This is a genomic window from Gardnerella sp. c17Ua_118 (assembly GCF_055804255.1).
The window spans coordinates 113211-140182 of record NZ_JANUYT010000001.1; the positions used below are offsets into that span (position 1 = coordinate 113211).

Annotated in this window: 30 protein-coding genes; 21 read left to right on the forward strand and 9 right to left on the reverse strand. The window is 35.9% G+C overall.

The window, feature by feature from the left end; translation table 11 throughout:
* Positions 1–492: 492 nt before the first annotated feature.
* Positions 493–660, forward strand: a complete 168-nt coding sequence (locus NYP69_RS00525) for a recombinase family protein (protein ID WP_004574620.1) — start codon at positions 493–495, stop codon at positions 658–660.
* Between the two features lie 201 nt (positions 661–861).
* Positions 862–2262 carry a hypothetical protein gene (locus NYP69_RS00530; RefSeq protein ID WP_004574619.1) on the forward strand — a complete coding sequence of 467 codons (1401 nt, stop codon included), beginning with the start codon at positions 862–864 and terminating at the stop codon, positions 2260–2262.
* Positions 2263–2431: 169 nt separating this feature from the next.
* On the opposite strand, the gene NYP69_RS00535 is transcribed toward NYP69_RS00530, so the two are convergent.
* Positions 2432–2842: a hypothetical protein gene (locus NYP69_RS00535; RefSeq protein ID WP_004128465.1), complete on the reverse strand. Its 411-nt coding sequence runs from the start codon at positions 2840–2842 to the stop codon at positions 2432–2434.
* 251 nt (positions 2843–3093) lie between these two features.
* On the opposite strand from NYP69_RS00535, the gene NYP69_RS00540 reads away from it, so the two are divergent.
* A complete protein-coding gene (locus NYP69_RS00540; RefSeq protein WP_004132045.1) occupies positions 3094–3333 on the forward strand; it encodes a restriction endonuclease in 240 nt (79 codons plus the stop codon).
* 309 nt (positions 3334–3642) lie between these two features.
* Here NYP69_RS00540 and NYP69_RS00545 read toward each other — a convergent pair whose 3' ends face one another.
* Positions 3643–3918 (reverse strand): type II toxin-antitoxin system RelB/DinJ family antitoxin, encoded by a 276-nt coding sequence (locus NYP69_RS00545; protein WP_473410439.1) that lies wholly within the window; start codon positions 3916–3918, stop codon positions 3643–3645.
* A 320-nt stretch (positions 3919–4238) separates the two neighbouring features.
* On the opposite strand from NYP69_RS00545, the gene NYP69_RS00550 reads away from it, so the two are divergent.
* On the forward strand, positions 4239–5036 hold the full coding sequence (locus NYP69_RS00550) for an LEM-3-like GIY-YIG domain-containing protein (RefSeq protein ID WP_004110959.1): 798 nt from the start codon (positions 4239–4241) through the stop codon (positions 5034–5036).
* Positions 5037–5414: 378 nt separating this feature from the next.
* Here the strand turns inward: NYP69_RS00550 and NYP69_RS00555 are convergent, their stop codons facing one another.
* Complete coding sequence (locus tag NYP69_RS00555) at positions 5415–5666, reverse strand: type II toxin-antitoxin system Phd/YefM family antitoxin (RefSeq protein ID WP_473410440.1); 252 nt, start codon at positions 5664–5666, stop codon at positions 5415–5417.
* 432 nt (positions 5667–6098) lie between these two features.
* Here NYP69_RS00555 and NYP69_RS00560 point away from each other — a divergent pair, with 432 nt between their 5' ends.
* The 3 genes from NYP69_RS00560 to NYP69_RS00570 all read left to right on the forward strand — a co-directional run bounded on the left by NYP69_RS00560 (position 6099) and on the right by NYP69_RS00570 (position 8382).
* Positions 6099–6710, forward strand: coding sequence for a CadD family cadmium resistance transporter (locus NYP69_RS00560; protein ID WP_004123508.1), 612 nt, complete (start codon positions 6099–6101; stop codon positions 6708–6710).
* Between the two features lie 402 nt (positions 6711–7112).
* On the forward strand, positions 7113–7598 hold the full coding sequence (locus tag NYP69_RS00565; protein ID WP_016635903.1) for an NUDIX hydrolase: 486 nt from the start codon (positions 7113–7115) through the stop codon (positions 7596–7598).
* Between the two features lie 181 nt (positions 7599–7779).
* The gene (locus NYP69_RS00570) at positions 7780–8382 is read left to right on the forward strand and encodes a hypothetical protein (RefSeq protein WP_410294045.1); all 603 of its coding nucleotides are present in this window, start codon (positions 7780–7782) and stop codon (positions 8380–8382) included.
* A gap of 151 nt (positions 8383–8533) precedes the next feature.
* On the opposite strand, the gene NYP69_RS00575 is transcribed toward NYP69_RS00570, so the two are convergent.
* A complete protein-coding gene (locus NYP69_RS00575; RefSeq protein ID WP_422111692.1) occupies positions 8534–8782 on the reverse strand; it encodes a type II toxin-antitoxin system Phd/YefM family antitoxin in 249 nt (82 codons plus the stop codon).
* A 169-nt stretch (positions 8783–8951) separates the two neighbouring features.
* Between NYP69_RS00575 and NYP69_RS00580 the strand changes: the two genes are divergently transcribed.
* The 9 genes from NYP69_RS00580 (at position 8952) to NYP69_RS00620 (ending at position 17565) form a co-directional block, all read left to right on the forward strand.
* Positions 8952–9092: a hypothetical protein gene (locus NYP69_RS00580; protein WP_473410441.1), complete on the forward strand. Its 141-nt coding sequence runs from the start codon at positions 8952–8954 to the stop codon at positions 9090–9092.
* Positions 9093–9331: 239 nt separating this feature from the next.
* Positions 9332–9781 (forward strand): hypothetical protein, encoded by a 450-nt coding sequence (locus NYP69_RS00585; protein ID WP_473410769.1) that lies wholly within the window; start codon positions 9332–9334, stop codon positions 9779–9781.
* 434 nt (positions 9782–10215) lie between these two features.
* Positions 10216–11319: an ABC transporter ATP-binding protein gene (locus NYP69_RS00590; RefSeq protein ID WP_473410442.1), complete on the forward strand. Its 1104-nt coding sequence runs from the start codon at positions 10216–10218 to the stop codon at positions 11317–11319.
* Positions 11320–11329: 10 nt separating this feature from the next.
* A complete protein-coding gene (locus NYP69_RS00595; RefSeq protein ID WP_473410443.1) occupies positions 11330–12109 on the forward strand; it encodes an ABC transporter in 780 nt (259 codons plus the stop codon).
* Entirely contained in the window at positions 12106–13056 is a 951-nt protein-coding gene (locus NYP69_RS00600; protein ID WP_473410444.1) for an ABC transporter permease, read from the forward strand. The genes NYP69_RS00595 and NYP69_RS00600 overlap by 4 nt, the downstream gene beginning before the upstream one ends.
* Before the next feature lie 425 nt (positions 13057–13481).
* Entirely contained in the window at positions 13482–13988 is a 507-nt protein-coding gene (locus NYP69_RS00605; RefSeq protein WP_473412836.1) for a GNAT family N-acetyltransferase, read from the forward strand.
* Positions 13989–14117: 129 nt separating this feature from the next.
* Complete coding sequence (locus tag NYP69_RS00610) at positions 14118–15077, forward strand: hypothetical protein (RefSeq protein WP_172535031.1); 960 nt, start codon at positions 14118–14120, stop codon at positions 15075–15077.
* A gap of 198 nt (positions 15078–15275) precedes the next feature.
* Complete coding sequence (locus NYP69_RS00615) at positions 15276–16559, forward strand: MFS transporter (RefSeq protein ID WP_473410446.1); 1284 nt, start codon at positions 15276–15278, stop codon at positions 16557–16559.
* A 361-nt stretch (positions 16560–16920) separates the two neighbouring features.
* Positions 16921–17565 carry a helix-turn-helix domain-containing protein gene (locus NYP69_RS00620; protein WP_473410447.1) on the forward strand — a complete coding sequence of 215 codons (645 nt, stop codon included), beginning with the start codon at positions 16921–16923 and terminating at the stop codon, positions 17563–17565.
* A 23-nt stretch (positions 17566–17588) separates the two neighbouring features.
* Here the strand turns inward: NYP69_RS00620 and NYP69_RS00625 are convergent, their stop codons facing one another.
* Both NYP69_RS00625 and NYP69_RS00630 read right to left on the reverse strand, forming a co-directional pair.
* Entirely contained in the window at positions 17589–17990 is a 402-nt protein-coding gene (locus tag NYP69_RS00625) for a DUF2178 domain-containing protein (protein WP_415702339.1), read from the reverse strand.
* On the reverse strand, positions 17987–18190 hold the full coding sequence (locus NYP69_RS00630; protein WP_004113289.1) for a helix-turn-helix transcriptional regulator: 204 nt from the start codon (positions 18188–18190) through the stop codon (positions 17987–17989). Before NYP69_RS00630 ends, NYP69_RS00625 begins: the two co-directional genes overlap by 4 nt.
* Positions 18191–18966: 776 nt before the next feature.
* On the opposite strand from NYP69_RS00630, the gene NYP69_RS00635 reads away from it, so the two are divergent.
* Positions 18967–19590 (forward strand): peptidase, encoded by a 624-nt coding sequence (locus NYP69_RS00635; RefSeq protein WP_473410448.1) that lies wholly within the window; start codon positions 18967–18969, stop codon positions 19588–19590.
* Between the two features lie 171 nt (positions 19591–19761).
* Positions 19762–20517, forward strand: coding sequence for a permease (locus tag NYP69_RS00640; RefSeq protein ID WP_101889380.1), 756 nt, complete (start codon positions 19762–19764; stop codon positions 20515–20517).
* 411 nt (positions 20518–20928) lie between these two features.
* Here NYP69_RS00640 and NYP69_RS00645 read toward each other — a convergent pair whose 3' ends face one another.
* Genes NYP69_RS00645 through NYP69_RS00655 form a run of 3 tightly spaced genes read right to left on the reverse strand, consistent with a single transcriptional unit; the run spans position 20929 to position 23239 of the window.
* Positions 20929–21693: an ABC transporter permease gene (locus NYP69_RS00645; RefSeq protein WP_004132068.1), complete on the reverse strand. Its 765-nt coding sequence runs from the start codon at positions 21691–21693 to the stop codon at positions 20929–20931.
* Positions 21694–21752: 59 nt separating this feature from the next.
* Entirely contained in the window at positions 21753–22478 is a 726-nt protein-coding gene (locus NYP69_RS00650) for an ABC transporter permease (RefSeq protein ID WP_020757887.1), read from the reverse strand.
* Positions 22475–23239 (reverse strand): ABC transporter ATP-binding protein, encoded by a 765-nt coding sequence (locus NYP69_RS00655; protein WP_004132070.1) that lies wholly within the window; start codon positions 23237–23239, stop codon positions 22475–22477. The genes NYP69_RS00650 and NYP69_RS00655 overlap by 4 nt, the downstream gene beginning before the upstream one ends.
* Before the next feature lie 139 nt (positions 23240–23378).
* Here NYP69_RS00655 and NYP69_RS00660 point away from each other — a divergent pair, with 139 nt between their 5' ends.
* From NYP69_RS00660 to NYP69_RS00670, 3 genes are all read left to right on the forward strand, one after another.
* Positions 23379–24080, forward strand: coding sequence for a response regulator transcription factor (locus NYP69_RS00660; protein WP_004574609.1), 702 nt, complete (start codon positions 23379–23381; stop codon positions 24078–24080).
* Between the two features lie 6 nt (positions 24081–24086).
* On the forward strand, positions 24087–25493 hold the full coding sequence (locus NYP69_RS00665) for a sensor histidine kinase (RefSeq protein ID WP_473410449.1): 1407 nt from the start codon (positions 24087–24089) through the stop codon (positions 25491–25493).
* Between the two features lie 261 nt (positions 25494–25754).
* Entirely contained in the window at positions 25755–26969 is a 1215-nt protein-coding gene (locus NYP69_RS00670; RefSeq protein ID WP_415702171.1) for an argininosuccinate synthase, read from the forward strand.
* Positions 26970–26972: the final 3 nt, after the last annotated feature.

The following is a 26972-nucleotide window of genomic DNA, read 5'->3' on the forward strand; positions in this document are numbered from 1 at the left end:
GTTAAAAAGTGCACCCAATATCCATAGTGTGCACTCAAAAAAGTGTAGCTATACTAGGAGTTCTCTCAATCCACGTCGAGACTGTCGTATTGATGTCTAGGGCTTAATAGGTGGGTGCAATTTTGCCCTTGTGTAGCAGGGGTTTGCGAGGGCTATCGTTAAAAGGTTTAATGCGAAGCAGCTTTAAGCTGGGTTCTCGCGGTTTTTGAGCGTGATTTTGCTGTATGAGGGAACATGTCAATGGTGTAGGGTCGAGTGCACAGGATGTTAACGTTAAAAGGTGCACCCACTTGCACCCGGGGTGGTTTATTCAAAAGTAACTATAAAAGTAATTACAATAGAAGTCCAAAAAAGTCCTAGTTTTTGCTGCAGAATTCCCGTGAAAGGGACAGCATATGGATGTTACTAATTAATTCTATATACTTAGTAGATATTTATGCAGATGAAGGTATTTCTGGGACTAACATGAAGAATCGGTGAGAGTTTAATCGAATGATTGAAGAGTGTAAAGCAAGGTATATAGATCTAGTGATTGCTAAATCTATTTCACGCTTTGCCAGAAATACTTTAGATTGCTTACAATACGCTCGTGAGCTAAAGGCTAAACAAGTTGCTATTTACTTTGAAAAGGAAAACATCCATACGATGGATGCTAGTTGATGAAGTACGAGCGAAAGATGCTAGTTTAGAGTTAAAGCTGAAAACAGGGCAAGTTATCAATATTAAAAAGTAAGAGAGTCATAGACCTATGTAGGATTGCCTTCTTTACATAGTTCTGTGTCTCTCTTTTTTGTATAGTATAAGTGATGAGCATGTATAATATATAACAAATTAAAAGTTGGTCGGAGGGGGGTACAAATTTTGACTAATTATCTTTTGAATAATGTGATACAAATAAAAAAATATGAGGATTATTATAAATATAATTTTGATATCGATAAAATTAAGCAGGATATTTGCACAAACAAAATAGATATGAATTTAGTAGATTTATTCAGATTTCGAATTTTTTTAGATTCTTGTGTGATGTTGTTTAACAAAGAAAAATTAGAAAAAGATTATTTAAAAGATACTTTTGATTCTAAAAATTATATTGCTAGTATTAAGAATAAATATGGAGAAACGATTAAAGAAATTGAAGACAGATTTAAAATAACTGTTGATGACACGTTTTATTATGAATTTAATGAATCAGAATTAAAATATAAACCTAAGTCATTATGGGATAGTAGAAAAATTTTAAGAAATTCATTTGCACATATGCAGTACGGATGTTTTATGAGTTATGGAGAGAACGGCCCAATTCCATATTATTTTGCATTCAATAAAGATAAGGGGATTTTAAAAAGCAAGGGATTGGTTATAGAACCACTTTGTCATGAATTAATAGGAAAACTATACTTAAATCAAATGACAAAATCTATTGCCTACAAACATACCTATATTAAATTAAGTGAAGAAATTCCATATTTTATGGAAGTTAAATATAAAGGAAAGCGAAAATATACTCTTGATAATCAGCTACATCCTATGAATAATAAGGTCTTTTCGAGTGGAGAATTTCAAGCTTTAAAAGAATTTTTAGTTAATAATGAGGATTGCTTTGAAATTACTAAAACGGAAATTACAGAAAAAGAATTAACGAAGTATTGTGAAATGTTACATAAATATCTAGGTAAAGATATTACAAAGAATGAGCTAGGATATTTTGTCAAAAGCATCTATGATATAGAAACCGAATTTTCAAATTTTTTAACTCACCTAATTCAGTTGAATGATAGAATCATAGATTATAAAATTGCTATAGATTCAAAAAAAGCTAAGATGATCGATCGAATATTGAAAAGTATTGATGAATTAAAAGAAGACAGTGATTCATGGATAGAATTCCGATGGTTCTTTAAAATTATATATATTATTAATTTTTCATTGAGGTTGGAAGATACTGACCTAGAATCGATAAAATATTCTGTTTTAAACGTAGATGACTTTGAATATGATAGTTCACAAATGGCATTGTTTGTTAAAAAGAAAATATCAGATGGTACGATTAGAAGTAGGGATGAAAAGTTTGGAAACACTATATATATTCTACATAAGATAAGAAATGCAATAGCACATGGTAGAATAAAATTAGAAGTTATTGATAATAAAGTATATTATGTATTTGAAGATTGTTATTATAAAAGAACTGAATTAATAAAAATTGCTGTGGAAAACATGAATCAATTTATAAATAATGTGAATGCGTTAATAAAATAGCAACATGTTTAAGTTGTGTAAATGATGAGTTTAAATGTAGGAAAATAGTATCAGTAATTTGTGGCATCTAAACCACCTACACAACATATCAAATTCAATCCATAGTTATAACCCGACACACGTGGAGACTGTCGTATTGATGTCACGTGTGGATTAGGTGGGTGCATTTTTAGGCTTTGTGCTTTTGGTTTCTTCTTCGTAAAAACTCTTTAACAATGATTGGAATTATAGTTGGGATACATTCAAGAGTAATAAAAAATGTAATGTACGTGCAAGTCCAGCTACTACCCAATTGCCGAGGAGACTCTTGTAATATCAATAAATCAATAGCAGGGGCGATAAGCGCGATAGCGATGGTTTTACAAACTCCTAAGTTTTCGAGTGTTTTTTGATTGACAACAATCGAGTAAAGAAGAATTTTTGTTAAACCAAGTGCATGAGCTATAACAATGAGTAAAAAGGGTGAGTCATAAACAATTTCCCAATCGAGTGATTTAAGAGAATTGATAATAAGTCCTAAAAGAGGGAGTAATAATGAAAAAAGGAATAATCGTATAGCTTGATATACAGATTTCTTCATAACTAACCTCCTTAAATTTATATAGTCAAGTGGATGCCTACTGTCATAGACAGACTATTTTTCACTTATTTTACGTTAATTTATCTTACTTAGAAAGTTGGGATAATCATATCCGATTAAAATCTAGCGGTCATTTGCAGACAGGACTTAAAGAACTGGATAAATATGGCATTGAGTATCATATCGTGAAAACATATCCCAATGGGGTGAGGGTTGGATATGGCCGAATTATAAGGCACTGAAAAAGAAGAATGGTGTTAATCAAGCGTGGTTTTCGGCTAGCTGGTAAGCAAGGGCATGGTCTTTTTGTTACAACGTCTAGGTTTTCGCAGAAAGCTAAAGATTACGCTGACAATCATCATATTATTTTGGTTGATGGTGTGAAGCTTGCAAATCTTATGATTAAGCATAATTTTTGTGTTTCAACAAGAAAAACGTTTGAGATTAAAACGATTGATACTGATGCTTTGCTTGAATATCAAGATGAGTAGTGTTTTTGTGTAAGTTTTGTGACTTGATTTTGTTGATTTTGAGTTTGTTACTGAGTTTTTTGAGATTTTAGATATGAATTTGCTATTTTATCAGTTATAAATTATAAATTATCGATTTTGCCATTAAATTTCACTTATAAGTGATGAGTGTGGTGAAAAGTCTTGGTTCTGGCTTTGTTTTGGCTCTGGCTGTGGATATTTGTTAATCGTACATTTTTTACGATTACAGGTTGAAGAGGTCTGCGTGGCTACCAGTATCGATAAGTGTGAGGGTGAGAGTATCAGCATTCGTGAACTTAACGTTGTACATCAGCCTTGCAACAGCGCTTTCTTAAGGTCTTCCATAGAAGAATACGATGGTACGTTAGGGTCTCTGGAAATTCTTTTGGCTTCTTGCATGGCCGCTAGTGTTTCAGTATTGAACTTTGGGATTTCTACTTTAAAAGGAAGTCCTCCATGCAAAACGCATTGGCGTAAGAAGATGTTTACGGCGCTTGACATGTCGATACCGAGTTCTTTAAACAGTTCATTTGCTTCTGTTTTGACATTACTATCGATACGAATTTGAGTAGGACTTGTTGCCATAGTATTAGCTCCTTTTTAAGACGATTATGATACAATCAGTATACGTTGTCAAGCAATAAAGAAGAAATAGTAATATTTTGCACTCAATGATTAGTGTTAATGTTAAAAGAGTAACAAATTGCAATGGGAAATTACAATTTGAAGTACATCATGCAATTTGTTGATTTTTATGATAAAAACGCTGATTGACTTTAATATTTCAGAGAAAAACGGATGTAGAGTTATGCTATATCAACAGATGAAGATTATTGTATTGGATTTTGTTAAGTCTTATTTTAGTTGTATACGAATAATGGGAAACTGCTCATTAGGAGAAAACGATGGATAGATTTTCAGAAAAAAGTCTTCTTTCACTTGGAGATTATTATGTGTATGGGCTTATCGATCCACGTAGTAAGCGAATCTTCTATATTGGAAAAGGCGCAGGAAACAGAGTATTTGAACACGAGAAAAAAATCCTGGGTAGTTCTGAAAGTGAGAACCTGAAACTTAAGACAATATCAGAAATTAAGGCTGCTGGACTTGAAGTTGAAAAGATTATCATTAATTCAAACCTTACTGAAGAAGAGGCGTTTGCGTCAGAGGCGTCTTTAATCAATGCATTTAATTACGTCAGTGACACAGGCCTCACTAATATTGTTGCTGGGCATCATTCTGCAGAGGCATTATCGGTTGATGAATACGAAAGAATAAATGGCGCGGTCGAACTTGAAGAAAAAGACATAAAGCACAGAATTCTTGTTATAAAAATAAATAGGCTTTATCGGAGATGCATGGATGAGAATGTATTGTATGATGCTGTTCGTGGTATCTGGAGAGTATCAAAAGAAAAAGTAAAAACCGTTGAATATGTTTTTGGTGTATACAATTCTTTGATTGTGGCTGTATATAAGCCGTCAAAGTGGTTTGTTTGCAAAGAGGCAAAGGACAGACTTCCAAGGCAGGATATCATTCTTGAGCCAAAAAAGGCGAATAGATTATTTTTTGTGGATGATAGATATGAACAAGGATTTACACTTGATGAAAATGAAGCTTTTTATCTAGGGAAATCTATAATCAGATTGAAATTGAATCAGTCGGCGCAGAATCCGATTACATACCTAAATCCGCAGAAGTGAGATAAATTATAGTTTATTGTAGGAAATGATTTATTAGAAAGTGCGTTTGTTTTGAAGTTGAACTTGAAATTTACGCCCATTATTAGAACATCACGGCTTCCAGCCAACAAGCTGATATCGCATGGGTATGGTGTTAATAGAATGGGTATCGCCTAAAATCAAGCTATTAAGCCAATCTTAAACCTTTTAACGATAGCTTTTTCAATAATCGTTAGCATAATAATGATAGTTATTGAGAATAGTTATTCCAGTAGTGCGTCAATATTTCGTTTTGAATATAGAAGTCTGCGCACTTCCATAGTGTCGTCGATGACAACGTAAAAAACAGAAAAGTTGCGTACGCTAATCCTGTAGTAGAGGTGTTCTTGTGTTTTTTGATTAATTACTCCTTACGCTATCAAAGACATCGTCTTTAGAAAGACGCGTAGAAGTGTTTGCGGCAAAAGTATCTGCTTCGTCGAGTTTTCTTTCAATGTTGTCAGTGAGGGCAGAGTATTGTTTGATGCTCATGAGAACCATAGTCCCATAACCATTTTTTGTAAGGAATACTGGTGTATTTGAATTTATAACTGTTTCTTCTACTTCTGGGAATTTATTTCTTAAATCGGAAACTGGGCGAATATTAATCATAGTATCAACCTCCTTTTATCAAAAAAGTATCATAATATTATCAAGATTACAATTATATTAGTGGCTTGACACTCAAAAAAGTGTAGCTATACTACCCGTTCTCTTAATCCATTTAGAATCAATTTGTTTGTTGTCAAGAAAATAAAATAATATACTATAAGACTTTTGAAAACAATGGCTTTATTTAGATGAATAATGTTTGGTCTATCTAATTTTATATATTTTCAATCTTCACAGTTTGCGTGGATATCTATCAGCATATTTGACAAAATCATATAGTTTAAGTAAATTTCACAAGTAATATTTCAAGGAAAGGTGGGAAAATTGTGAAGTTATTTCTTAAAATGTCTCCATTGGCAACTGCCGAGGCACAATGTGTGTGCAGTCAATTTTGATTGGCTATAAACATTAAACATTTTGAAAGGAGAAATAATGGAAACAATAGTATCCGCTTTATTAGTTTTTGTTTCTACATCCATTGACTACTTAGTTGTTTTGACTATTTTATTCGCTAGTCAAGGAAAGAAAGGTTTGAAATCAATTTATGTAGGGCAGTATTTAGGTACAGGACTGCTTGTACTGGCTAGTCTTATTGCCGCTTACTTTTTAAATTTTATTCCACAAGATTGGATTATCGGACTCCTTGGTCTAATTCCGCTAGGTCTTGGTATAAGAGCAATTTTTGTGGATGAAGATATTGATGAAGAAGATATCGAGGGGAAAATTACCGGAAATGGATCAAAAATCTTAGCATTTACAAGTTTAACAGTGGCAATGGGTGGAGATAATTTAGGAATTTATATCCCTTATTTTACAGGAAAGAGTTTGATTGAGATTGGTATAAGTTTAGTAATATTTGCCTTAGGGATTTTGGTTCTATGCAAATTATCTCAAAATCTCGCCTCAATTTCTGCTATCGGAGAGACTGTGGAAAAGTACGAAAAAATAATTGTACCTGTCGTGTTTATTGGACTCGGTCTCTATATATTGATTGAAAATGGAACGATTAATTATTTCATAGGTCAAGTCCTAAAAGTGGTGTAAATTCATTTCCTTTCCTTTATCTGCTATTTTTACGTTCAGGCTCAAACGAGAAAATAAGTGGTGCTTCCCACCCTCACGGCGCTTGATCGTACTATAAGATGCAGGAGGCTGATTAGGTGGGTGCTTTTGCCCTTGTGTAGCAGGGGTTTGCGAGGGCTATTATTAAAAGGTTTAGCGTGTGGCGGCTTTAGGCTGGCTTGGAGCGGTTTTTGAGCCCACTTTGGCTGTATGAGGGAAGATATCAACGCTCTAGGGTCGAGTGTAATAAGTTCAATGACTGTTGCTTGTGCACAATGTGATATACAAATGTATCAATCACTTGGGTTTTCAATTCAGATTGGGAACTTGTTTGCATTTGAACCATAAGTCACAGTCATTAGATAAAAAATAAAGGAGTAAACCATGGAACATAATTGCGGATTTATTAACGATGAAAAAGCATTTAGATATAGAGCAGCAGCCATCATAGTCGAAGAAGGTTGTGTGCTATTTGCAAGAAATGATGAGGACGACTATTTCTACTCAGTTGGCGGAGCGGTTCACGTGGGCGAGACATCAGAAGAAGCCGTTAAGAGAGAAGTATTTGAAGAGACAGGTCTTAATTACGAAGTAGATCACCTTGCCGTCATACACGAGCACTTATTCATCGGCAGCTCTGGCTTAAAAGGAGTAGACTTCCATGAGCTTACACTCTACTACTTGATGAAGTCCATGGGCAAAAGAGATTTTACGAGCCAAAGCACTACAGAGTCAGGTGCTAAAGAGACAATGCATTGGTTACCTATAGATGAGCTTGATAAGTTCAAGGCTTACCCGACATTTATGAAAGAATATCTTAAATCGGAGCATAGTGGAATAGAGCATATAATTTCAGATGAAAGATATTAATGAATCCCGCTATTATGGCAAGAGATTGTTACATAAACATTATTTCATTGAAATTGACAATCACCGCCAATGGTATATTACAATAATTAACAGTACCCGACGCGCCTCTTAGCAATGCGGATCAAGTCGGGTCTTTTGATTTTTGGTCTATAACACGATATTTAACAAGGGAGTTGTTCAAGTGGCGAATAGTAGGAAGTTTGTAGCAAAAACGAAAGATGTTAGCTTAACGGTCAGAAGGGCTGATTCTTTTAGTATTAGTTATGTTAATTGTGAAAAAGATATATTTTGTGTTGAAGAAAATCAAGACGGTATAAAGCTCGTTCAAACAGAAAAAGTGTCGGCTTTTTACTGGCTTAAGTGGCTTGCTAAAGGCAGTCCTGAGGTCATTGTTACGTTGCCGGAGAATGTTGATTTTTGTGAGATTGAAGCTGAGTCTAATCAAGTATTAGTAGCAGATATTAAAGCTGACAAGATTTATGCAGAAGTTCATAACGGCAGGGTGGAAGCAAGGAATGCTCAGGTGAATGATGTTTTTCTAAAGTGTCTTAATGGTTCTGCTGTGGCGCATAATGTTAAGGTTGTTGTTTCTTGCATGGTGGATACGTTAAATGGTACGAGTGTTTTAGAAGGAGAAATTACCAAAGGCGCATGTCTTGAAGTAGTTTGTGAGAATGGTATGGCTGAAGTTTGTGATAAGCATAAAGCAGATCTTGGGCGCAAAACAAATGGATGTGCTCACTATGCTGTGCACTGCTTGAATGGAAAAGCTGTAGTGAAGTAATACTGTTGTGGTGTTTTATGTCCGTTACTTTGACCAATCGCACGAAATAGAGTTTGGCATATTCTAAAAAATGCTTCAGAATGTTGGAGTATTAGGCTTGGTGGTTTTTAATCCAAGTGTTGCGACTTTGAGAATAATATCAATCAGTTCTTCATTTAGCAAGTTCCTCATAAACTTTTTTGTTCTTTTTGATGAACATGTTGGATAAAGCCATAACTTCATCGTCTGATGGAACAGTAACTTTTTCAGTTTTGGCTTTTGGGAATTCTAAAATTACGTAGCGAGGAGCATTGTTTTTCAAAATAACAGCTGATCCGTATGTGTCAACAACTCGCGCAACTCTAGAAAAGTTTTGATTTGCTTCGGAAATAGAAACAAGTGTGTCTGTATTTACATTCATATCAAGAACCTCCATTTTTAGAAGAATTATAGCATATATTTTAGGATAAATAAATCCTAAGTATTTTGAGAGTTATTTTATAAATGACAGATAGCCTATGTGTGCTCTAGTTGCTTGTGTTTTGGGGAACAAATCGGTGTAGAAATTGTAAAAAAGTTCCCTACACTGTTTGATTTCTCACGGTAAAGGCTTGTTGGTTATTCCAGAAACTAAGGTTCCTGAGTTTAAGAAGTTGCTTGTTGAATATTATGAGGGTGAAGATTTGCAGGTGATTGCTTCGTTTATGAGGGAATATTGTTGGAAGCATTAAACGCTCACGATTATGTTGGTTCTTATGGCTCTGCGAATCTTACTGTTTATGAAAAGTATAGTTTGCTAGTGAACGAAGAGATTAGTGTCGATAATCTAGACAAATTAATAAAAAAAAATAATATATTTATTAAGATTATTATAGTAATCAGAGCGAATGGGAGATCTTGTTTGCTTAATAATCTGTTTTATGATTATTTGATACAGAGTCGTGTTAACGAAAAGGAGGCTAGTAGTGTTATGAGAAGTAAAACTATTTTTGGTAAAACCATTTTTCAAAGTTGTCTTGTTGTACTTCTGCTGATAGGTTCTCTCTTTTCTCTTGCGGGATGTGCTGATGATGATGAGAAGGCGGAGCTTGCTTCGTATCATTGGGAAACAGTAGCGGTGTCTCAAGAAGAGTTTCGTATACCAGAAAACTATATGAATAAGGATGAATTGTATCTCTTTGTGTCACGAGATATTCTTGATTCTCACTATGATTTGTCTAAAGTCACTCTTGGAGATAAGCGTATTAAGTTAGTTGACTCATCGTTCAATTTACCTGGTCCAGGACTTAAAGCTTTATTTTTGGTTGGAAAATTTGATTTAAAAGACAAGCCAAGCTCTTGTAAGTCAAGCTCTTGTGTTCTTAAAGTACCAGGGCTTAATAAAGCAGGTAATGTTGCTATAGGTTATAAGAAGAAATAGTAGTATTTTGCAAATGTTAAACAAATGTTTTGTGATTGCTTATATTTGAGTTTTTGACGTAATGCTCGTATAATTTTCCACGTAAAGCACATTTAAGTTTATGAGGTGTTGCGCTATGACTGCCCAAATGATCGCTAGTCTTAAGAACGGTTTGAAAGGCATATAAAAGCACATAAAACAGCTTAAGATATATATATTCTTTAGCAGTATAAACACGCATTGCACATGATGTTTTGTCATTATGTTTGCACATGCGCGCTAGTTTTTGCACGTTTTTTGCATGTTTTTGCGCGTTCTTATCGTTCTTGTAAGCAAGCGTTATCTTTTTATCTAACTGATTTTCATTGTTGAAATTTATTCAATAACAGTAAGAATTAAGGTTTAATAACAGTAAAAATTAAGCTTTAATAACAAGTAAGAACGAAGCAATAATAATGAATAATAATATAGAAGACGCAACTAATAGTCGCGATAACAATAATAAGCAGTTAATATTGCGTATTGATAATGTAACAAGATCTTATTCTCGTGGATTTGGTCGTAAGAAGACAACTCGCCAAGTTTTACATAACGTATCTTTTGATATTCATTCTGGTGAAATATTTTGCTTGCTTGGTCCGAATGGTGCAGGTAAAACAACTACTGTAAAAATTGTTGGTACATTGTTAGCTCCTGATAGTGGTAGTGTTCGTATTGCCGATATTGATGCTGTGAGTAATCCTCGAGAAGCACGTAAGCACGTGTCGTTACTTCTTGGAGGTGAGCGAGGATTTTATCAAAAGTTAAGTGCATTAGATAATCTTCGTTATTTTGCGGATCTTTCTGCTGTTCCATATAGGGAGCAAGGAAAGCGTATTCACGATGCTCTTGAGCAAGTTGATTTACTTGATAAAGCCCATGATGCTGTTCAAACTTTTTCAAGGGGAATGTGGCAGCGGTTGCATATTGCTCGATCGCTGGTTGCTAGAACGGATCTTATGCTTTTAGATGAGCCTACCACTGGTTTGGATCCTGAAAATGCTAGGAAAGTACGTGAAATTATTCATGCTTTACGAGATCAAGGAATAGCGATTTTGTTAACTACGCATGAGATGAGTGAGGCTGAGAAATTAGCTGATACTGTTGCTGTAATAAATCACGGTAATATTATTGCTCAGGGAAGTGTTCAGCAGTTGGCTTCTTTGCAGCATATTGATCATGTAACAATGTACGCGTATGACGGTGAAGTATCAAGTGGAACTCCTAGTGTTAAGGAAGAATTGCAAAAACTTGATGGAGTGTTGTGGTGTGATGTTTTTGAATCGCATGGAGTGTTAAATATTACTATCGCGTGGAGCAAAACATTATCTCAAGAACGAAATATTAAGATTCCTGTTGATGGGATTACGCGTTTAGGTGATCGCGCTGCAAGTTTGGAAGAAACGTATCTTGCTATTGTGCAAAATGATAATTTTTCTGCATCAAATACTTCTACTTCTTCTACTTCTTCTGCTGCTACGCTGTCTTCTTCGTCTTCTTCACTTTCATTGAATAAGTAGGAGGCTTAATATGAATACTTCTACTCATTCATACGCTTCTGTGATTCGTGGCTTATGGTTTCAGCTTAAAAGCTTAGCGAAAACAACGTTTTTCTTGCAAAATGCGATACTTGCTCCAGTATGTTTTGCGTTGATGAAAATTGTTGCCTACTATGGTTTTTCTCATAATTGTGCTAATTGTCTTAATAATATTTGGGTTGATTCTTCTATAGCTGGATTATGGTCTGCTACAACTACTGCTGTTGGAATTATTGGATACCAGCGTTATTTAGGGACATTGCAATATTTAACTTTAAGTGTTATCTCACCTTCTGCAGTGTTTCTTCCTATTGTAGGATCCGCAGCTTTACTTGGTTGTATTGGTATGCCGCTTGCGATTATTACCGTTGCTGTTTTCTGCCATGGGTTCTTTATGATAACATTCACGCAGTTAGTTGGATACTTACTTTCTATGCTCGCTTGCGTAGCTTCTGCTGCATTATTATCTGGAATTTTTGTATTATGCCGTAAAGCTACAGTTTATGAAGGTTTGATTTTAATTCCTGTATGGATGGTTTGTGGAATAGTGATACCTGTAGAATCAATGCCATTGCCAGCTCGCGTTATTGCGTTTATTCATCCGCTCACGTCTGCAGTGTGGGTGGCTCATGCGCAATCGTTTAATACTACTACTGTATTAGCGATTGTGTTATGCGTTGTATTATCCAGCGTTCTGCTTGTTATTGCAGGTTTTATGTTACGTCATGCTATTCGACTTGCAACGCTTAATGGGAGTTTGAACATAATATGATACGAAATAATAATCAGGTTAAAACTATGCGAAATAAAATGCGAAATAAAATTATTCAAAATAGTAAGTGCGCTAGATTGCATAAATATAGTCAATATTCTCAGTATGGTCACGTAAGCGTTTTATCTAGTATACGAACTGGTGCAAGAGTGAGTATACAGAGTATACCTAGCTTAAATAGTTGGAATACCGCTGTTATCCGTATGATTGTTGAGCCTCTTTTATCCACGTTCTTATACGTTTTTCTAGCTGGAGCTGTAAGCGGAGGATTCAATGGAGCAGCTAGTTATGCGACTAGCGCGGGTTTTAACCATAGTTTGATTGCATCAACTCTTGCTGCTGTTATGGGAGCGTGTTCTATTTCCACAAGTATGACTGTGTCAGAAGCACTAGCATGGGACCGTTTTGAAGGCACAACACCATTCGTGCTTACAAGCGCAAAAGTTGCATTACCATTATGGCTCGGTCGTATTATTGCGCTCGTGACTATTTCTTTGGTGAGTGATGTTGTGACTTTGTTTATAACAATGCTTGTAGTAAGCCCGAGTGCTTTCTTTGTGATTAATATGAGTGCGTTGATGCTGTTGTTCCTTATTGTTCCTGTTGCTTCTACGGGATTTGGTATTGCTATAGCTGCTATAAGCATGATGATGAATGATGTTTATACTATTTCTAACGCGCTTAGTGCAATACTTCCTATTGTTTGTGGTGTGATTGCTCCAATTAGCGTATTTCCTAAGATGATGCAATACGTGTTATATGTGATTCCAGTAACTCATGTTACGCAAGTATCGCGTAGCATAGTTGATGGTTCTGTAAATGTTGGTGTATCGCTACTTGTGATTCTTATTGTTGGTGCGTTGTGGGCAATTGTTGGTGTGATCATATGGAATGTTGGTGTGGCGATTCAACGACGTAAAGGTACTTTAACAAATATAGGATTTTAGCTGATAAATATGGGATTTAGTTAATTATATAAATATTAAATTCGCGTATGGGGAGTGGGTGTAAGACTAGTGGCATGTTGATTATTGCGTAAGATTGTTCAGCAAGCTATTAAGCCAATCTTAAACCTTTTTGCGATATTTTTTCCTATCGTTAAAAAGTGCACCCACTTTTTGTTTGTATATTTGGCTATATCATACATTACTTTTCTAGTAGAAGCTGTGCTTTATGGAAAAGAAAAATTTTATGGATTTGAAAAGCTCGCACTAATTGAAAGAAAAAATTAAATTTTTTCTTTAATAAAAGCTTGTATGTATGGTTTTTTTTTTAATAGTAATACTATTAAAGCTAAACAGACTATTATGGATTCTAATTTTAATAGAATTGTATTCTTATTAGAATCACATATTAAAAATAAGGAGAGCTTATGAGATTAATTAGACCAGATAGTAAATATATTCAAGGTTATATAGAAGCTAATGAAGAAGATAAAATTTTTAGGCCGAATGCTGAAAGACGTTTTATACACCCTGAGACAATTATAGAGAGTTCTTATAATATTGAACATGGTATAAATTTACCTGCAAATTATGTTAAAGCTACTACGTTTTGGCTGATAGATAATGAAAAATTTATTGGTGAAATTAATATTAGGCATGAATTAAATTCTTTTCTAATTAACTATGGTGGTCACATAGGGTACGAAGTTAGACAATCTGAATGTATGAAGGGCTATGGAACAAAAATGCTTTCTATGGCACTTACATATTGTAAAGAGACTTTGAATCTGCATAAGGTTTTGATTACGTGTGATGATGACAATATTGGCTCGATAAAAGTTATAGAAAATAATGGTGGAATTTTAGAAGACAAAGTGAAAAATAGCTTATCAAGAGGAAACGTTACAACAAGAAGGTATTGGATTAATATATAGGAAAAATATTAAATTTTATCTATACTGACCACTTAATCGTGGCTTAGGACAATTTTTAGACATTTTGTGCAATCAAAGCTGTGCAATCATAGCACGATATTCCGTAATTGCTTTTTCTAGGAGAAGATGATGAGTGAGACGAAGGTAAGGCCAGTGCTTTTCAAGCATGCTTTTTGGGGTCATGTGATTACAGAAACTGTTGCTGGTATTTGCACTCTTATTATTGCGTTGCTTGTACAGCAGTTCGTAGGCCACCGCGTACTATGTTGGGAAACTGTGGTCATACTCGCGTTGAGTGTTGTGGTGTTTTCGCTACTAAGCACAGCGTATTTGCAGTGGGATAGGCATCGTAGACCGAATGACGGGTCTGTCGATTTACTCAGAGGAATCATCGATTTTGTGCTCAGACTGCTGGTGACTTCTGGTATTGCTTTATTGCTTGTTTCCGATATCACATTGCTAAGCATTATTCTTGGCGCAGCGATTACTAGTGTGTTGCTGTTTGTTTTCGAAAAGCCTTGGCAGCCAGGTATGACGGATGCGCAATTACAGGAAGCTTCAAAGAAATCGGTTGAGCTTGGCGTTCAAATGCTTGAAGAAGAGCGCGTAAAGCGCGCCGAGGCGAGAAACATGATTGCATTACAGCATGCGAGCGCAGGTAAAACAGGCACTCCTAGAGGTACGTCTCTAACATTCTCCTCGTTAATTGTTGCGAATATGCTGATTGAAGCAGTATGCGATGTTGCAACATTTTTGCTTGCGCTGATGCTGCAATGGTGGATGCTGGGTAGTATCGTTGGCTGGAGCACGCTACTCGTCATATTCTTTGGCAATATGCTATTTTCTTGCGCGGCTGCTGCGGTTATGGTTCTGATGGGCGCATTGAAGGCTGATCAACAGAAATGCCTAACAAAAAGTTGGCCTTTCTTAGTTATTGTTGTATTGCTTCGACTGCTGATCTTTGGTGTTCTCGCTTGGCTTCTTACACCGAGTTTAGTGTGGGTGAGTGTAGTTGCTGGCATTGTGCTTACAGATATTGTTATCGTTATAAAGCATCATCCATGGAGAAGAACCGCAGTAGCTGCATAAGATTTTGTAAGACTGTTTTCTTCTCTTTTGAGCAAAAGGTTCTACATACGTCGAAAGCGTTGTGTTGATGAGAGTAGAAAAGAAGTTCAAATACTCGCGATTATTTACGCTAGAAGAGAACAGACTAAGCGACTGGAATAATTAGAACAATTGTAAATCGTAAGCGCAATATAGGAAACAGAATGTAGGAACAGAAAAATGTCAGATTCATCGATGAAAGAGAAAGAAAAGCAGGAAAATACTCCCACAGATGAGAAAAATCCTCTATGTTGTGAATCACATGAGCAAATATGTGAAAACCTTAACAGTGCAAATAAAGAATTGTACAAGTATAAGGTTTTACAACTGAGTGCGGAAATCTTTTCCATCTTAATGATTATTGGAACTGTTTTTATGGCATCCAATAAGCTACAGCTTTTTGGATGGATCACCTATTGTTTTGCAATTCTGTTTCTTGTTGGAGTTTCTCTTATTTGGGTTATTTGTGTTATTTGGCAACGCAATCTACACAGTCGTTTTCGTAGTGAAAATGTAGATTGTAACAAATCTTTTCTTAGCTATGATAATCAACAGGGGAAGGGTAGACTCTCACTGGTTCTTTGTTGCTTTTTTGTGTTAAGTGGTATTCTAACTGCATTTTTTGAAATAACTGCGTTGCATCTTCCAAATCGGTGGCTTTTGCAGACTTGGGTATATGTTATATGCGCGGCAATGCCAGTTGTTTGGATGATTACGATTGCTCTTGAATGTGTTTTCTATAATCTCTATCTTATTTCGCGTATACGGAAAATAGGTATAAGAATTGTACTTCGTTATCTATCTGTTCTACTTTGCGTATTGATTATCTTAGGTCTTGGATTTTTTGACGTTTTATTTATTGTTGGAAGATATTCTGTGAAACAAAATGATAATGGTACATACACAGAGCACGTGGATGATATGTATGCTCCTTTTGAGTATTATCTTTATAAGTCTGAAGGCCCATTTTTCCTTAAGTATCTTCGACCAATGAAAGATTCAAGTGATACTGATCCAAAAATAAGTGAATCTGAGTGGTATAGCAGAATCGATCGCAATAACAGGAAAGATACAAGATTAAAAGATACAAGATTAAAGGCTGAAGAGCCAGAGAAAAATTCCGATTTGCATGATGCCACTGAGCGTGATTTAGAATCAAAGAGGGAAAGAAATGCAGCGCTTAAGATATTTGATAAGTATTTTGCGGTGCAAGGCTTTACGTTCAAGGAGAACTATACTGCCAAGGGGGATATGTACTTTGTTTTGAATGAAAACAGTTCGGACATTACCTATCTGCAGTATAACAGGGACTCTCAGGATGGAAAATGTGGTCTTTATATTCTGTTTAAGGCTTCAAAATCTTCAGATGGAAGCTGGTCGCAGAGTGATGCTCATATGCAGAACACCTATACTTATGAATATAGCACTGGGCTAATTGCAAAGAGCAGTAGGGCATATTGGTAGTAGGGTTTATTTGTAGTAGGGCAGAGTGGTTGGATGCCAGAATCGAAGAGTATCTGAAGATTGTCAGATAGTGATTGTCAGATAGTGATTGTCAGATAGTAGCATCCATATTTGCGTGCTTTAGTTGCTTATGTTTTAGGGAACAAATCGGTGTAAAAATTGTAAAAAAGTTCCCTACATTATTTGATTTCTTATGCTGTTACAGTTGGTAACTATAGTGTTTCACCTTGTTTCTTTTTCCGTTGTAAATTATTTGTTAGTTTGTAATTAGGCGGTATCTAAATCAAATATTTCAATACTAATTTGGTTTCCGTCAAGTAATTTCATTATGTGTAATAACTGATTTGAAAGGAGTTGCATTATGAGTAGTGTTATATCTTTGGGAGAAAAAATTAAAAAGGCTCGTCTGGAAGCTGGGTTGACGCAGGAGGAGCTTTCGGAATTATTGATGGTATCTCGTGCTGCTGTAGCAAAATGGGAAACGAATCGGGGTTTGCCAGATATAGAGAATCTGAAATTTATTGCATCTGCTCTAAGCGTGACTGTTGATTATCTTTTGGATGAGAACAGTAGCGTTGATTTTTCTATTACTAAGAAGCCTATTAATCTCAATAAATATGGTTTCGACGGTAGGTTGAGCGGTTTTAAGAAGTCGAAAATTAAAGAGCAGATTGTATTAGATGAATATCCTGACTCAGAAATCAATATGCTAACTGTTGTTAAGACTTATAACAGTTCATCTGAGAAAATGGTGGATAATTTTGTTGGATGGTTTTCTACTCTCCTTGGAGGATTACCATTGTTTGGCATATATGATTTCAGTAAAGCTGTTTCCACTCTTGGGGCTGATCAGTATTATTTGGTGGATAAAAAAGATAAGCAGTATTTCGTGCTTATAACTGATGAGTATATTATTAGCAGAATTATGGGAGTGGCGTTTAATAGTAAAAAGTTCCGTATTGGAGATAAAGAATTTATGAAAGTTGGTAAGCTTCGTAATAAGTAGTAAATGGGTGGGTGGGTCTGGTTTTAATATTTTTTCTCATAATATTTGTTGACAAAAAACATGATTAATGGAGAAAAGGCAATCGAAATAGCTAAAAGAGCAGCTAGTAAATATGCTTTTGTTATAAATGCAATTATGGCAATTATTCCCATTAGGTGCATTAGTATGAATGCCATTGTTGCATTTACTTTATCTTTGATTTTCTCGTTTCTTTCATCGTTCACATTTATTTTGTAGGCGTGGTCTTTTTCCATCATCTTATAGTGCATGATTTTTACGTGTGAAAGTGAGATAATTGCAACAAAAACAACTGACAGTACAATTTCTACGGATTCGTTCAGTTTAAGAGTCAGTGCAAGAATTAGTCCGCAAATACCTATTACATATCCTATGTACCAAAAATTCTGGTTTTTTTGTTTTTTCATTTTTTATCTTCCTCGTATATAAATATTTCTTCGATTGTTAAATTAAAGTACTTAGCAATTTTGTATGCCAATATGATTGATGGGTTGTATCTTCCGTTTTCCAAAGAACCGACTGTTTGTCTTGATACTTCGAGTGCATCGGCAAGTTCTTCTTGTGTTATGCCTTTTTCTTTTCTAATTTGTTCAAGTCTATTTTTCACATTACATTCTCCTTTCTAATGGAAAGCTAGCTTTACATATAATATAATTGTTTTGAAAGCAAATGTCAAGTTAGCTTTCCATTGTTGGTTTAGGTATTGTTGTGGGATGTGAATTAGACGTATTGGTAAACCTGAAGGAGTGTGAAAAGTATAGTTTGCTAGTAAATGAAGAGATTGGCATTGATAAAACTGTAGTGTGTTTGCGCTCCGACCTGCCTTTTCGCTTAGAGCGAGCTAATGACTCGACACAACAAAATTCAGTACAATCGCACTACGGTTTTTTATAGTGCGACACACCCGCGAATCGACGATTTTGAGCTGCATAATGCGCGAAAAATCACTTCGATTCGCTGAGCCGCTTAGCGTAGAAGCACGGTGTGCTTCTACGGCGGCGAAGACGTTCGCACGGCTAATCCGTGCGAACGATTTTCCTGATTCTTTTCCCATTATTTGTTTTGCGACACGCGAGAAGATCGTTTCCTTAAAAAAACCTGGGAAAATTCTTCAAAAACCTTGAAATGCGTATTTTTACGGTTGGTTAGTAATTTATGTGTAAAATTTACGGAAAATAGTATTAGTTTAGTAAAATCACAATAAAATATTTAGAACAAACCTTAACGTTAGCTGAATGTTTTAGTTGATTTTCGGTAGAGCATGTTGTATCTTTTAAGTCAGTTACCGATGAATCCCTAGTTCTCGGTTACTACGCGGGAAACCGCAAAGGCAAATTTTTCTATGCGCCCCTAACGCATAGGAGAAGAAGAAAGGAAATTAAAATGATGAATAAGAAGGCTATCGCCGCTTTCGCTGCTGGCGCAACTTTGCTCGCTGGCTTTGCAATGGCAACCCCAGCAATGGCATTTGATTTTAATGTTGGTTTGGATAAAGACGGTTCTTGGGTTTCTACTCAGAAGAAGGCTGCTACTAAAGCTGAGGTCTTGAGGCTCGAAGCTGCTGTTGCAGATGCTGAGGCTACTGTTGCAGAGAAGACAAAGGCAGCAAATGATGCTCAGACAGCTACCTATGCTGATGATACTGATGGTGCAAAGAAGAAGGCTGCTGTAGAGAAAGCTCAGAAGGAATTGAGCACAGCTCAGGAAGATCTTGAGAAAGCTCAGAAGGCTTTGAATGAAGCTAAGCCTGCTCCAGCTGAAGCTGATCCAAAGAATCCTCAGGACACAAAGCCAGCTGAGACTTCTAAGGATGCAAAGGCTAAGCAGGGTCAGTCTGGCCAGGCTGGTGCTAATGGTGCTGCTTCTGTCGCTAAGACCACTGTGGTTGAGAAGAAGAAGGATGGCGGTAAGAAGTTGCCTGCTACTGGTGTTGGCGTAACTTTGACCGCTTTGGCTGCCACTATGCTTGCTGGCATGGGTGCTGCTGTTCGCAAGGCTCGTCACTAAGCAATGCGTGCATTAGCTAATGCATAGCTGCCAGCGCTTGTAGTGTAGTGGCTTTGTAAACGCTAATGTTATACTTATGGTGGTTGTGGGTTCTCCTGCAGCCACCATTTTTCTAACTAATTGAATATGTAAATTAGTCAAAATTATTATAGAATCGAGGCGACGTTGCCTATGTGTTTTAAAAATCGTAATTTGCAAAATGATTCTAAAGTTAAAACTTGTGAAGAGTGTATAGATAAAAAAACTTTAGACAGTATTAGTTATTATATAGTAGTATTTTATGTATTTTTGATTGCTATACCAGTATCAGCGGTATTTATATTTAATGCATTTAATAAAACAAATAATTCTATTGAGTGTAAAGTTAATTGTTCTACTGATTGTTCTATTTGTAGCTTTGTTTGTAGTTTTGTTGATTATATTGGAATTAATTTCAACGCTGATATTTTTGTTTGTACTTTTATCTATGCGGTTATTTTATTCATATATACTTTTAAGATCTACTCAGTGTACTTTAAACCCCAAAAAGCTAAGTGTAAAGAAATTTATGATGATTTAGAATTTAATCGCAATTTTATGGCGTGTAGTGCAGCATTTTCAGTTGTTTGCTTGTTTATATCTGCTTGCTTTTCTTCAAATTATGTTACTAAAATTACTGTATCTCTTGCCCTTCTATTAGTTACTTGTGTTCTTGGTTTTCGAGTGAAATCTTGCAATAGCAAATATGCTTTAACTAAGATTGATATAGACTATATGCCTACAACAAATAAGTATTCGAAGATTGGAGAACATGAAAGAGAGAGTAAACTTCTTGTTAAAAGGAAGTCTTATCTAAAGTATTATAAGGTAATGGAAACGAATTATCTTATGATGTCAGCGCTCTTTTTATTAATAACATCTGTATTAGGCATTAATTCTATTATCTAATTAAAAAGTGTGTCAATGTTGTTTGTGCTAGCGGCAGCTATGTAGTTCTTTTATTCCAGTGTATGCATAACTGTATGCATAACATGTTGCTATGCATACACTGGAACAAGATTTTATTGGCTTCAATTCTGTCTATTTAGTTTTTACTGTTATTATCTGTGATATTCTTATCCATTCGTCGCTAGAACCTTGTTGAGAGATTAGAGCTTTGAGTGTGTTGCTTTCGGTTTTGTTTGCTACTAGGGGCATTCAAAACCGAAAGCTTTTTGTTTTTGTTCTATCTGTTTCCATACTGCGTTTTGAGCGTTTTGAACGTTTTACGCGTTTTGTGTATAGCTAAAACCTTATACGCAATTTTGCAATTCACATCTGCATTTGTTATTTCGTTGCATTGTTATTTAGTATCTTTTGTTATCTCATTTCTTTTTTACCAAATTGTGTTATTGCAATCAAAAATACAAACACAGATATTGCAATTGCACATGGCAAAAATGGTATAAGATTAAATCCGTTTCCTAATCCTGTTGATGTAACTGCATGTAGAGAGCGGGAAACCATATATCCGCTGTAACAATAAGGATAAACTATCCAAAGTGGAGTATTTGCTATTAATACGCCAGGAATAACAAGAAGTATATTTAATCCAACGGATAGCATTGACTTTTCAAAAAGCACAGTAATCGCCCACATGACTATTACGCTTGGAATCATAGTCAAAAACAGATCTAAACACCATTTTAATAGATACATAATTGGGAGCGTTTCTGTAACTCCTGTGCTACTGGTTGCAAACAATCCTGCTATAACGAATACGGCAAAAAATACGACCATTTCCATAAGCAAATAAAATAGCAGTACGCAAAATTTTGCAGCAGAAATCGCGTATCTGCTAACAGGCAGTGCCAGCATTTTTAGTATTCCGTTATTGCTTGTTTCTCGTCCTGCAATCATCACGCAAATAACAATCATACTAAGCGGAAGCAAATAGTATGAATAGACTAATGCGCTTTGAATAAACATAGCAGCCCATGCGTGTGTATATTCTGGAGTGAAGTATCTATGAAGGCTTGCTACACCAGATCCAACCACAATTAGTGGTGCAATAAAAATCAAAGGAATAATTTTACTACGCTTTACTTTCTTAAATTCGATTCTAAGAAGTTCAAAAAATCTCATTTTCATAGTCTCCTTATTCATAGTTATATAGTGCAAGTTTTTACTTATAGTGCGTGTTTTTATTCATAGTGCAGGTTCTTAGCCGCCCACAATCCAGAACATAAAAACAGAAGTGTTTCAACTATGGATACGATTACGACCGTAGTATTAGGTTGCGCGCTCATGGCAACTGCTGGTTTTAGCATAACTATAAAAGGTGATGCCATAAAAAGCACAATGTCTGACGAAGCCAATGCCATGCCGCTTAAAAATCCTGCTACACCAATTCCAAGCGTTACCCACATGTTTTCAAATCGTGATGATACAAAAATCATAAAGGACAATACAGGCATTGACGTAATAAATGAATATGCAGCAAAAGATATAAGAGTACTTACATTAAACGTACCTTGTGGCAAATCTGTTACACCGATTTTTGCAAGTGCTAAATTTTGTATGCAAATAGCGATTAGTAATAGAACAGTCAGCAGAATAAATTTGCATAGGTACATAGCAGGAACGCTCATAGGCAGCATATGCATCTTTTTTACTGCATTTCCCTTAAATTCCATGTTGTAGATAATGCATGCTGCGACTATTATGCCGAACATGTTTAACACCATAATCATGCCGTAAAGCTGTGTAAGAAGAATATCCATAGGAGCTAAAGGCAGGTTTAATAATGTATTTTTTCGTACAATAAAATTCACAAAAGCGTACGCTGCTCCCATAATGCCAATAGCAATCATAAGAGCTATAAAGCCAGTTCTCTTGCATTTTTTTAGTTCGATTACAAGCGTTTTCATAGTCTTGCACTCTGCTTCCTGATCTTATTGTCTTCATCAATCATGGATAGGAACATATCTTCCAAATTGTCGGAAGCAAAACCAGATTGTAATGCATTCTGTCGTAGTTCATCTAAACTACCTTCAAATAACAAGTGTCCGTGATTAAGTATTCCAATATCATCTGCAATAAGCTCAATTTCGGATAGCATATGAGAAGAAATAAGAATCGTGCAATCGTAAAGATCTGGCAGTGACTTAATCAGATTTCGGATTTCGTGTATGCCAGATGGATCGAGTCCATTTGTTGGCTCATCTAAAATCAAAATAGGTGGTCTACCAAGCAATGCTCCAGCAAGACCAAGCCTTTGCTTCATGCCAAGCGAATATTTTTTTGCAAGACGGTCTCCAAACTCAGAAAGACCTACTAATTCTAATGCGTCATCAACTGCACTCTTAGGTAGTTCTAAAATGCGACGTATAATGTCAAGATTTTCTCTACCTGTTAGATTTGCATAGAAAGATGGTGATTCAATAAATGAGCCTATTTCTTTCAAAATAGGTATGCGATCGGCAGGAAACTTTTTTCCGTCGATTGTAAATGCACCTTTTGTTGGAGCTGTAAGCCCTAGGAGCATTTTCATTGTTGTAGATTTTCCAGCTCCATTTGGCCCAAGAAAGCCGTAAATGCTACCTTTGCGAATATGAAGTGAAACATCATTAACAGCAATAAATGACTTATATTTTTTTGTTAAATGTTCTGTTGTAACAATATTGTTCATGGCAATATCTCCTTTCGGAATCTATGATATTGCGTCAACCTTTCTACAACATTCTCTTCACCTTACATCTACCTTACATTTTTATTCGAGGTCAAAAAATGAATATTCACATGGCATAATATATGTTAGGGGGTTCTCCATGAATCGGAATGATTATTTATTGAACAAGCATCTGCTACTTGTTGATGATGAGCAGGAACTTTTAGATATGGTTGTATCCATATTAAGCGAATATGGTTTTCATAATATAACTACTGCAAAAAGCATGAAAGATGCTGTAGAGGCAACACAAAAATTACGTCCAGAATTAGCAATCCTTGATGTTATGCTCCCCGACGGTAATGGGTTTGAGTTAATGAAGCAGATAAAACAATATAGTGATTGTCCTATCTTATTCCTTACTGCTTGCGGTGAAGATGAAGATAAGTTTAAGGGATTTGACTTAGGAGCAGACGATTATATTGTAAAGCCGTTTCTTCCAAAAGAGCTAACGTTTCGCATTATGGCAATTTTAAGACGAAGCTACAAGAGCGAAAATCCCATTGTTAAACTGAAAAATAGTCAGATTGATTTTTCTTCTGCCCAAGTAATAAAAAATAACGAACATATTCCACTCACAGCCAAAGAATATGATTTACTTTCTGCACTTTATAGAAATGCTGGATGCATTGTAACAATTGACGCGTTATGTGAAGCTGCATGGGGTGATAATCCTTTTGGATATGAAAATTCTTTAATGGCACATATACGTCGTATCAGAGAAAAAATAGAACTCAATCCATCGCAGCCTGTTTCTTTAATAACAGTTAAAGGCTTAGGGTATAAGCTGATTGTGGAGTAAAGCAGAATGAAAAGCATACCAAAACTAATACAACGCTTTATAAGTATTTTTCTACTAAGCGCTGTGCTTATAGTATTAATGAATATTATTGCGTTTATTGTACTTATAGGAAATTACGCTCCCGATAAAGAGATGTCTCCTTATAGCATAGCCAAAGAGACGGGAGAAGCATTACAATTATCCGCAAGTGGGGATTATGTATTATCAAAAAATATGTCTTCCAAATTGACAAATTCTGGCGCATGGGCAATTTTGATTGATAATAATACATTGAAAGTCGTATGGAAAACAAAAGACGTTCCTGCAACTATTCCAAACGATTATACTTTGTCTGATGTAGCTAATTTGAGCGTTGGTTATATTGATGGTTATCCAACTTACACGGGTGATAATAAGAATGGAGTTGTCGTAGTCGGATTTCCGCATAAAAGCTTTTGGAAACATACACGACCAAGTTGGAAATACAGTTTAATCTCAAATTTTCCGCAGATTCTTTTAAGCGTATTCTTCATCAACATTTTGCTTATTCTTGGAATTTATTTAATAGCTAATATAAAACTACTAAAATCAATTAATCCGATTACAAAAGGGATACAACGTTTATCTAGTGGAGAAAGCGTGCATATTCCAGAAACAGGAGCGCTTTCAGAAATTTCATCTAACATAAATTCTGCTTCCGATATTTTGCAAATACAAAAAGAACAATTGAGAAAAAAGGAGACTGCAAGAGCGAATTGGATAGCTGGAGTTTCACATGATATTCGTACGCCGTTATCTATGGTTATGGGGTATGCAGGACAGTTAGAAAATTCTCTCCATATTTCGCAAGAAGATCGTAAAAAAGCGACGATGATTATTAAGCAAAGTGCAAGAATGAAGAATTTGATTAATGACCTTAATTTGGCTTCAAAACTTGAATATAATATGCAACCAATTATGAAAAAAGAAGAAAATGTTGTTGCTGTTGTTAGGCAAGTTGTTGTGGACTTTATGAATATGGGTATGCAAGATGAGTTTTCGATTAAGTGGGAAACAGATGCTAAATTGACTGTTTGCAATATTAGCGTAGACAAAGATTTATTAAAACGAGCAATATCTAATCTTATTCAGAACAGCATATCTCACAATGAAAATGGGTGTACGATTTATGTATCCGTTGCTGAAAATAATAATAATTGTATTATTTGTGTTGAAGATAACGGTATAGGTGCTTCAGATGAAAAAATCGACAAGCTTAATCATGCACCGCACTATATGATTTGCGATACAAGTACTGCAGAACAGCGTCATGGTTTGGGTCTGCTGATTGTTCAGCAGATTATTGGCGCTCATAATGGAACGGTTGATATAAGCAGAAGCAAATACGGTGGGTTTAAGGTTGAGTTAACAGTTCCGAATAAAAAATATTTATAACGCATTTGCGATTATGTTTATAAATTATGCTTATAAGTTATGCTTATAAAATTATGCCTTAAAATTGTGCCTACTAAGCATATCTGTTAACTGTATAAGTATTATCTTTGTTTTGGTTTTTGATTAAATACTTCTAAGCGCGAATCGCCAAAATGGTGTATTTCTGCGCGTGTTGAGATTGTATATATAGTTGTATAATATACTATGTATTGTTTATTTATTCAATATTATTTATTCAATATATGACCGTGGGAGGTCGCTATGACTAATAAGAAGCGTATTGTATTGGCGTATTCGGGTGGCCTCGATACATCTGTAGCAATTCCGTACCTTAAAGAGCAAACAGGCCAAGACGTTGTAGCTGTTTCGCTAAACGTTGGTCAAGGTGGAGAAGCGCTAGAAGTGATTAAAAACCGCGCTTTAGCATGCGGTGCTGTTGAATCGTATGTAGTTGATGCTCGCGAAGAATTTGCAGATAACTATTGCATGCTCGCATTAAAAGCAAACGCACTTTACGAAGACGTGTATCCTTTAGTTTCCGCGCTTTCTAGGCCGCTTATTACTCGTCACTTGGTTCACGCAGCGCACGAATTTGATGCCGATACAATCGCGCACGGTTGCACGGGTAAAGGAAACGATCAAGTTCGTTTTGAAGTTGCGATTCAGTCTTTAGACCCAGAATTAAAGGCAATTAGCCCAATTCGTGATTTGTCGCTTACTCGAGATGTGGAAATCGCTTTTGCAAACGACCATAATCTTCCGATTACTCAAAGCAAGAAAAGCCCATATTCCATTGACCAAAATGTTTGGGGAAGGGCCATTGAAACGGGCTTTTTGGAAGATCCGTGGAATGCTCCAATCGAGGAATGCTACTCTTACACAAAGAATCCTTTGGAAGCTAAAACTCCAGACGAAGTTACAATCACATTTGAAAAAGGCGTGCCAGTTGCGATTGACGGCCACAGCGTAACTCCGCTTCAAGCAATTGAAGAGATGAATCAAAGGGCAGGCGCTCAAGGAATCGGCAGAATCGACATTATTGAAGATCGTTTAGTTGGCATTAAGTCTCGCGAATTGTACGAAGTTCCAGGCGCGCAAGCTTTGATTACAGCGCATCAAGAGCTTGAAAATTGCTGCTTGGAGCGCGAACAGCACAGGCTTAAGCGTGCTCTAGATAAAAAGTGGGCAGAATTTGTGTACGACGGCCAGTGGTTCTCGCCAGTTGTGCGTTCTTTGAATGCGTTTATAAACGAGACGCAGGAGCATGTTTCTGGAGATATTCGCATGACTTTGTACGCAGGAAAGGCTGTTGTAACAGGCAGAAAGTCGGATGAGTCTTTGTATGACTTTAACTTGGCTACTTACGATTCTTCCGATACCTTCGACCAGCGCGCTTCCAACGGATTTATTGAAATCTACGGATTGTCTAGTAAAGTTGCTGCCGCTCGAGATATGCGCGTTGCAAAGAACGACTAAGAA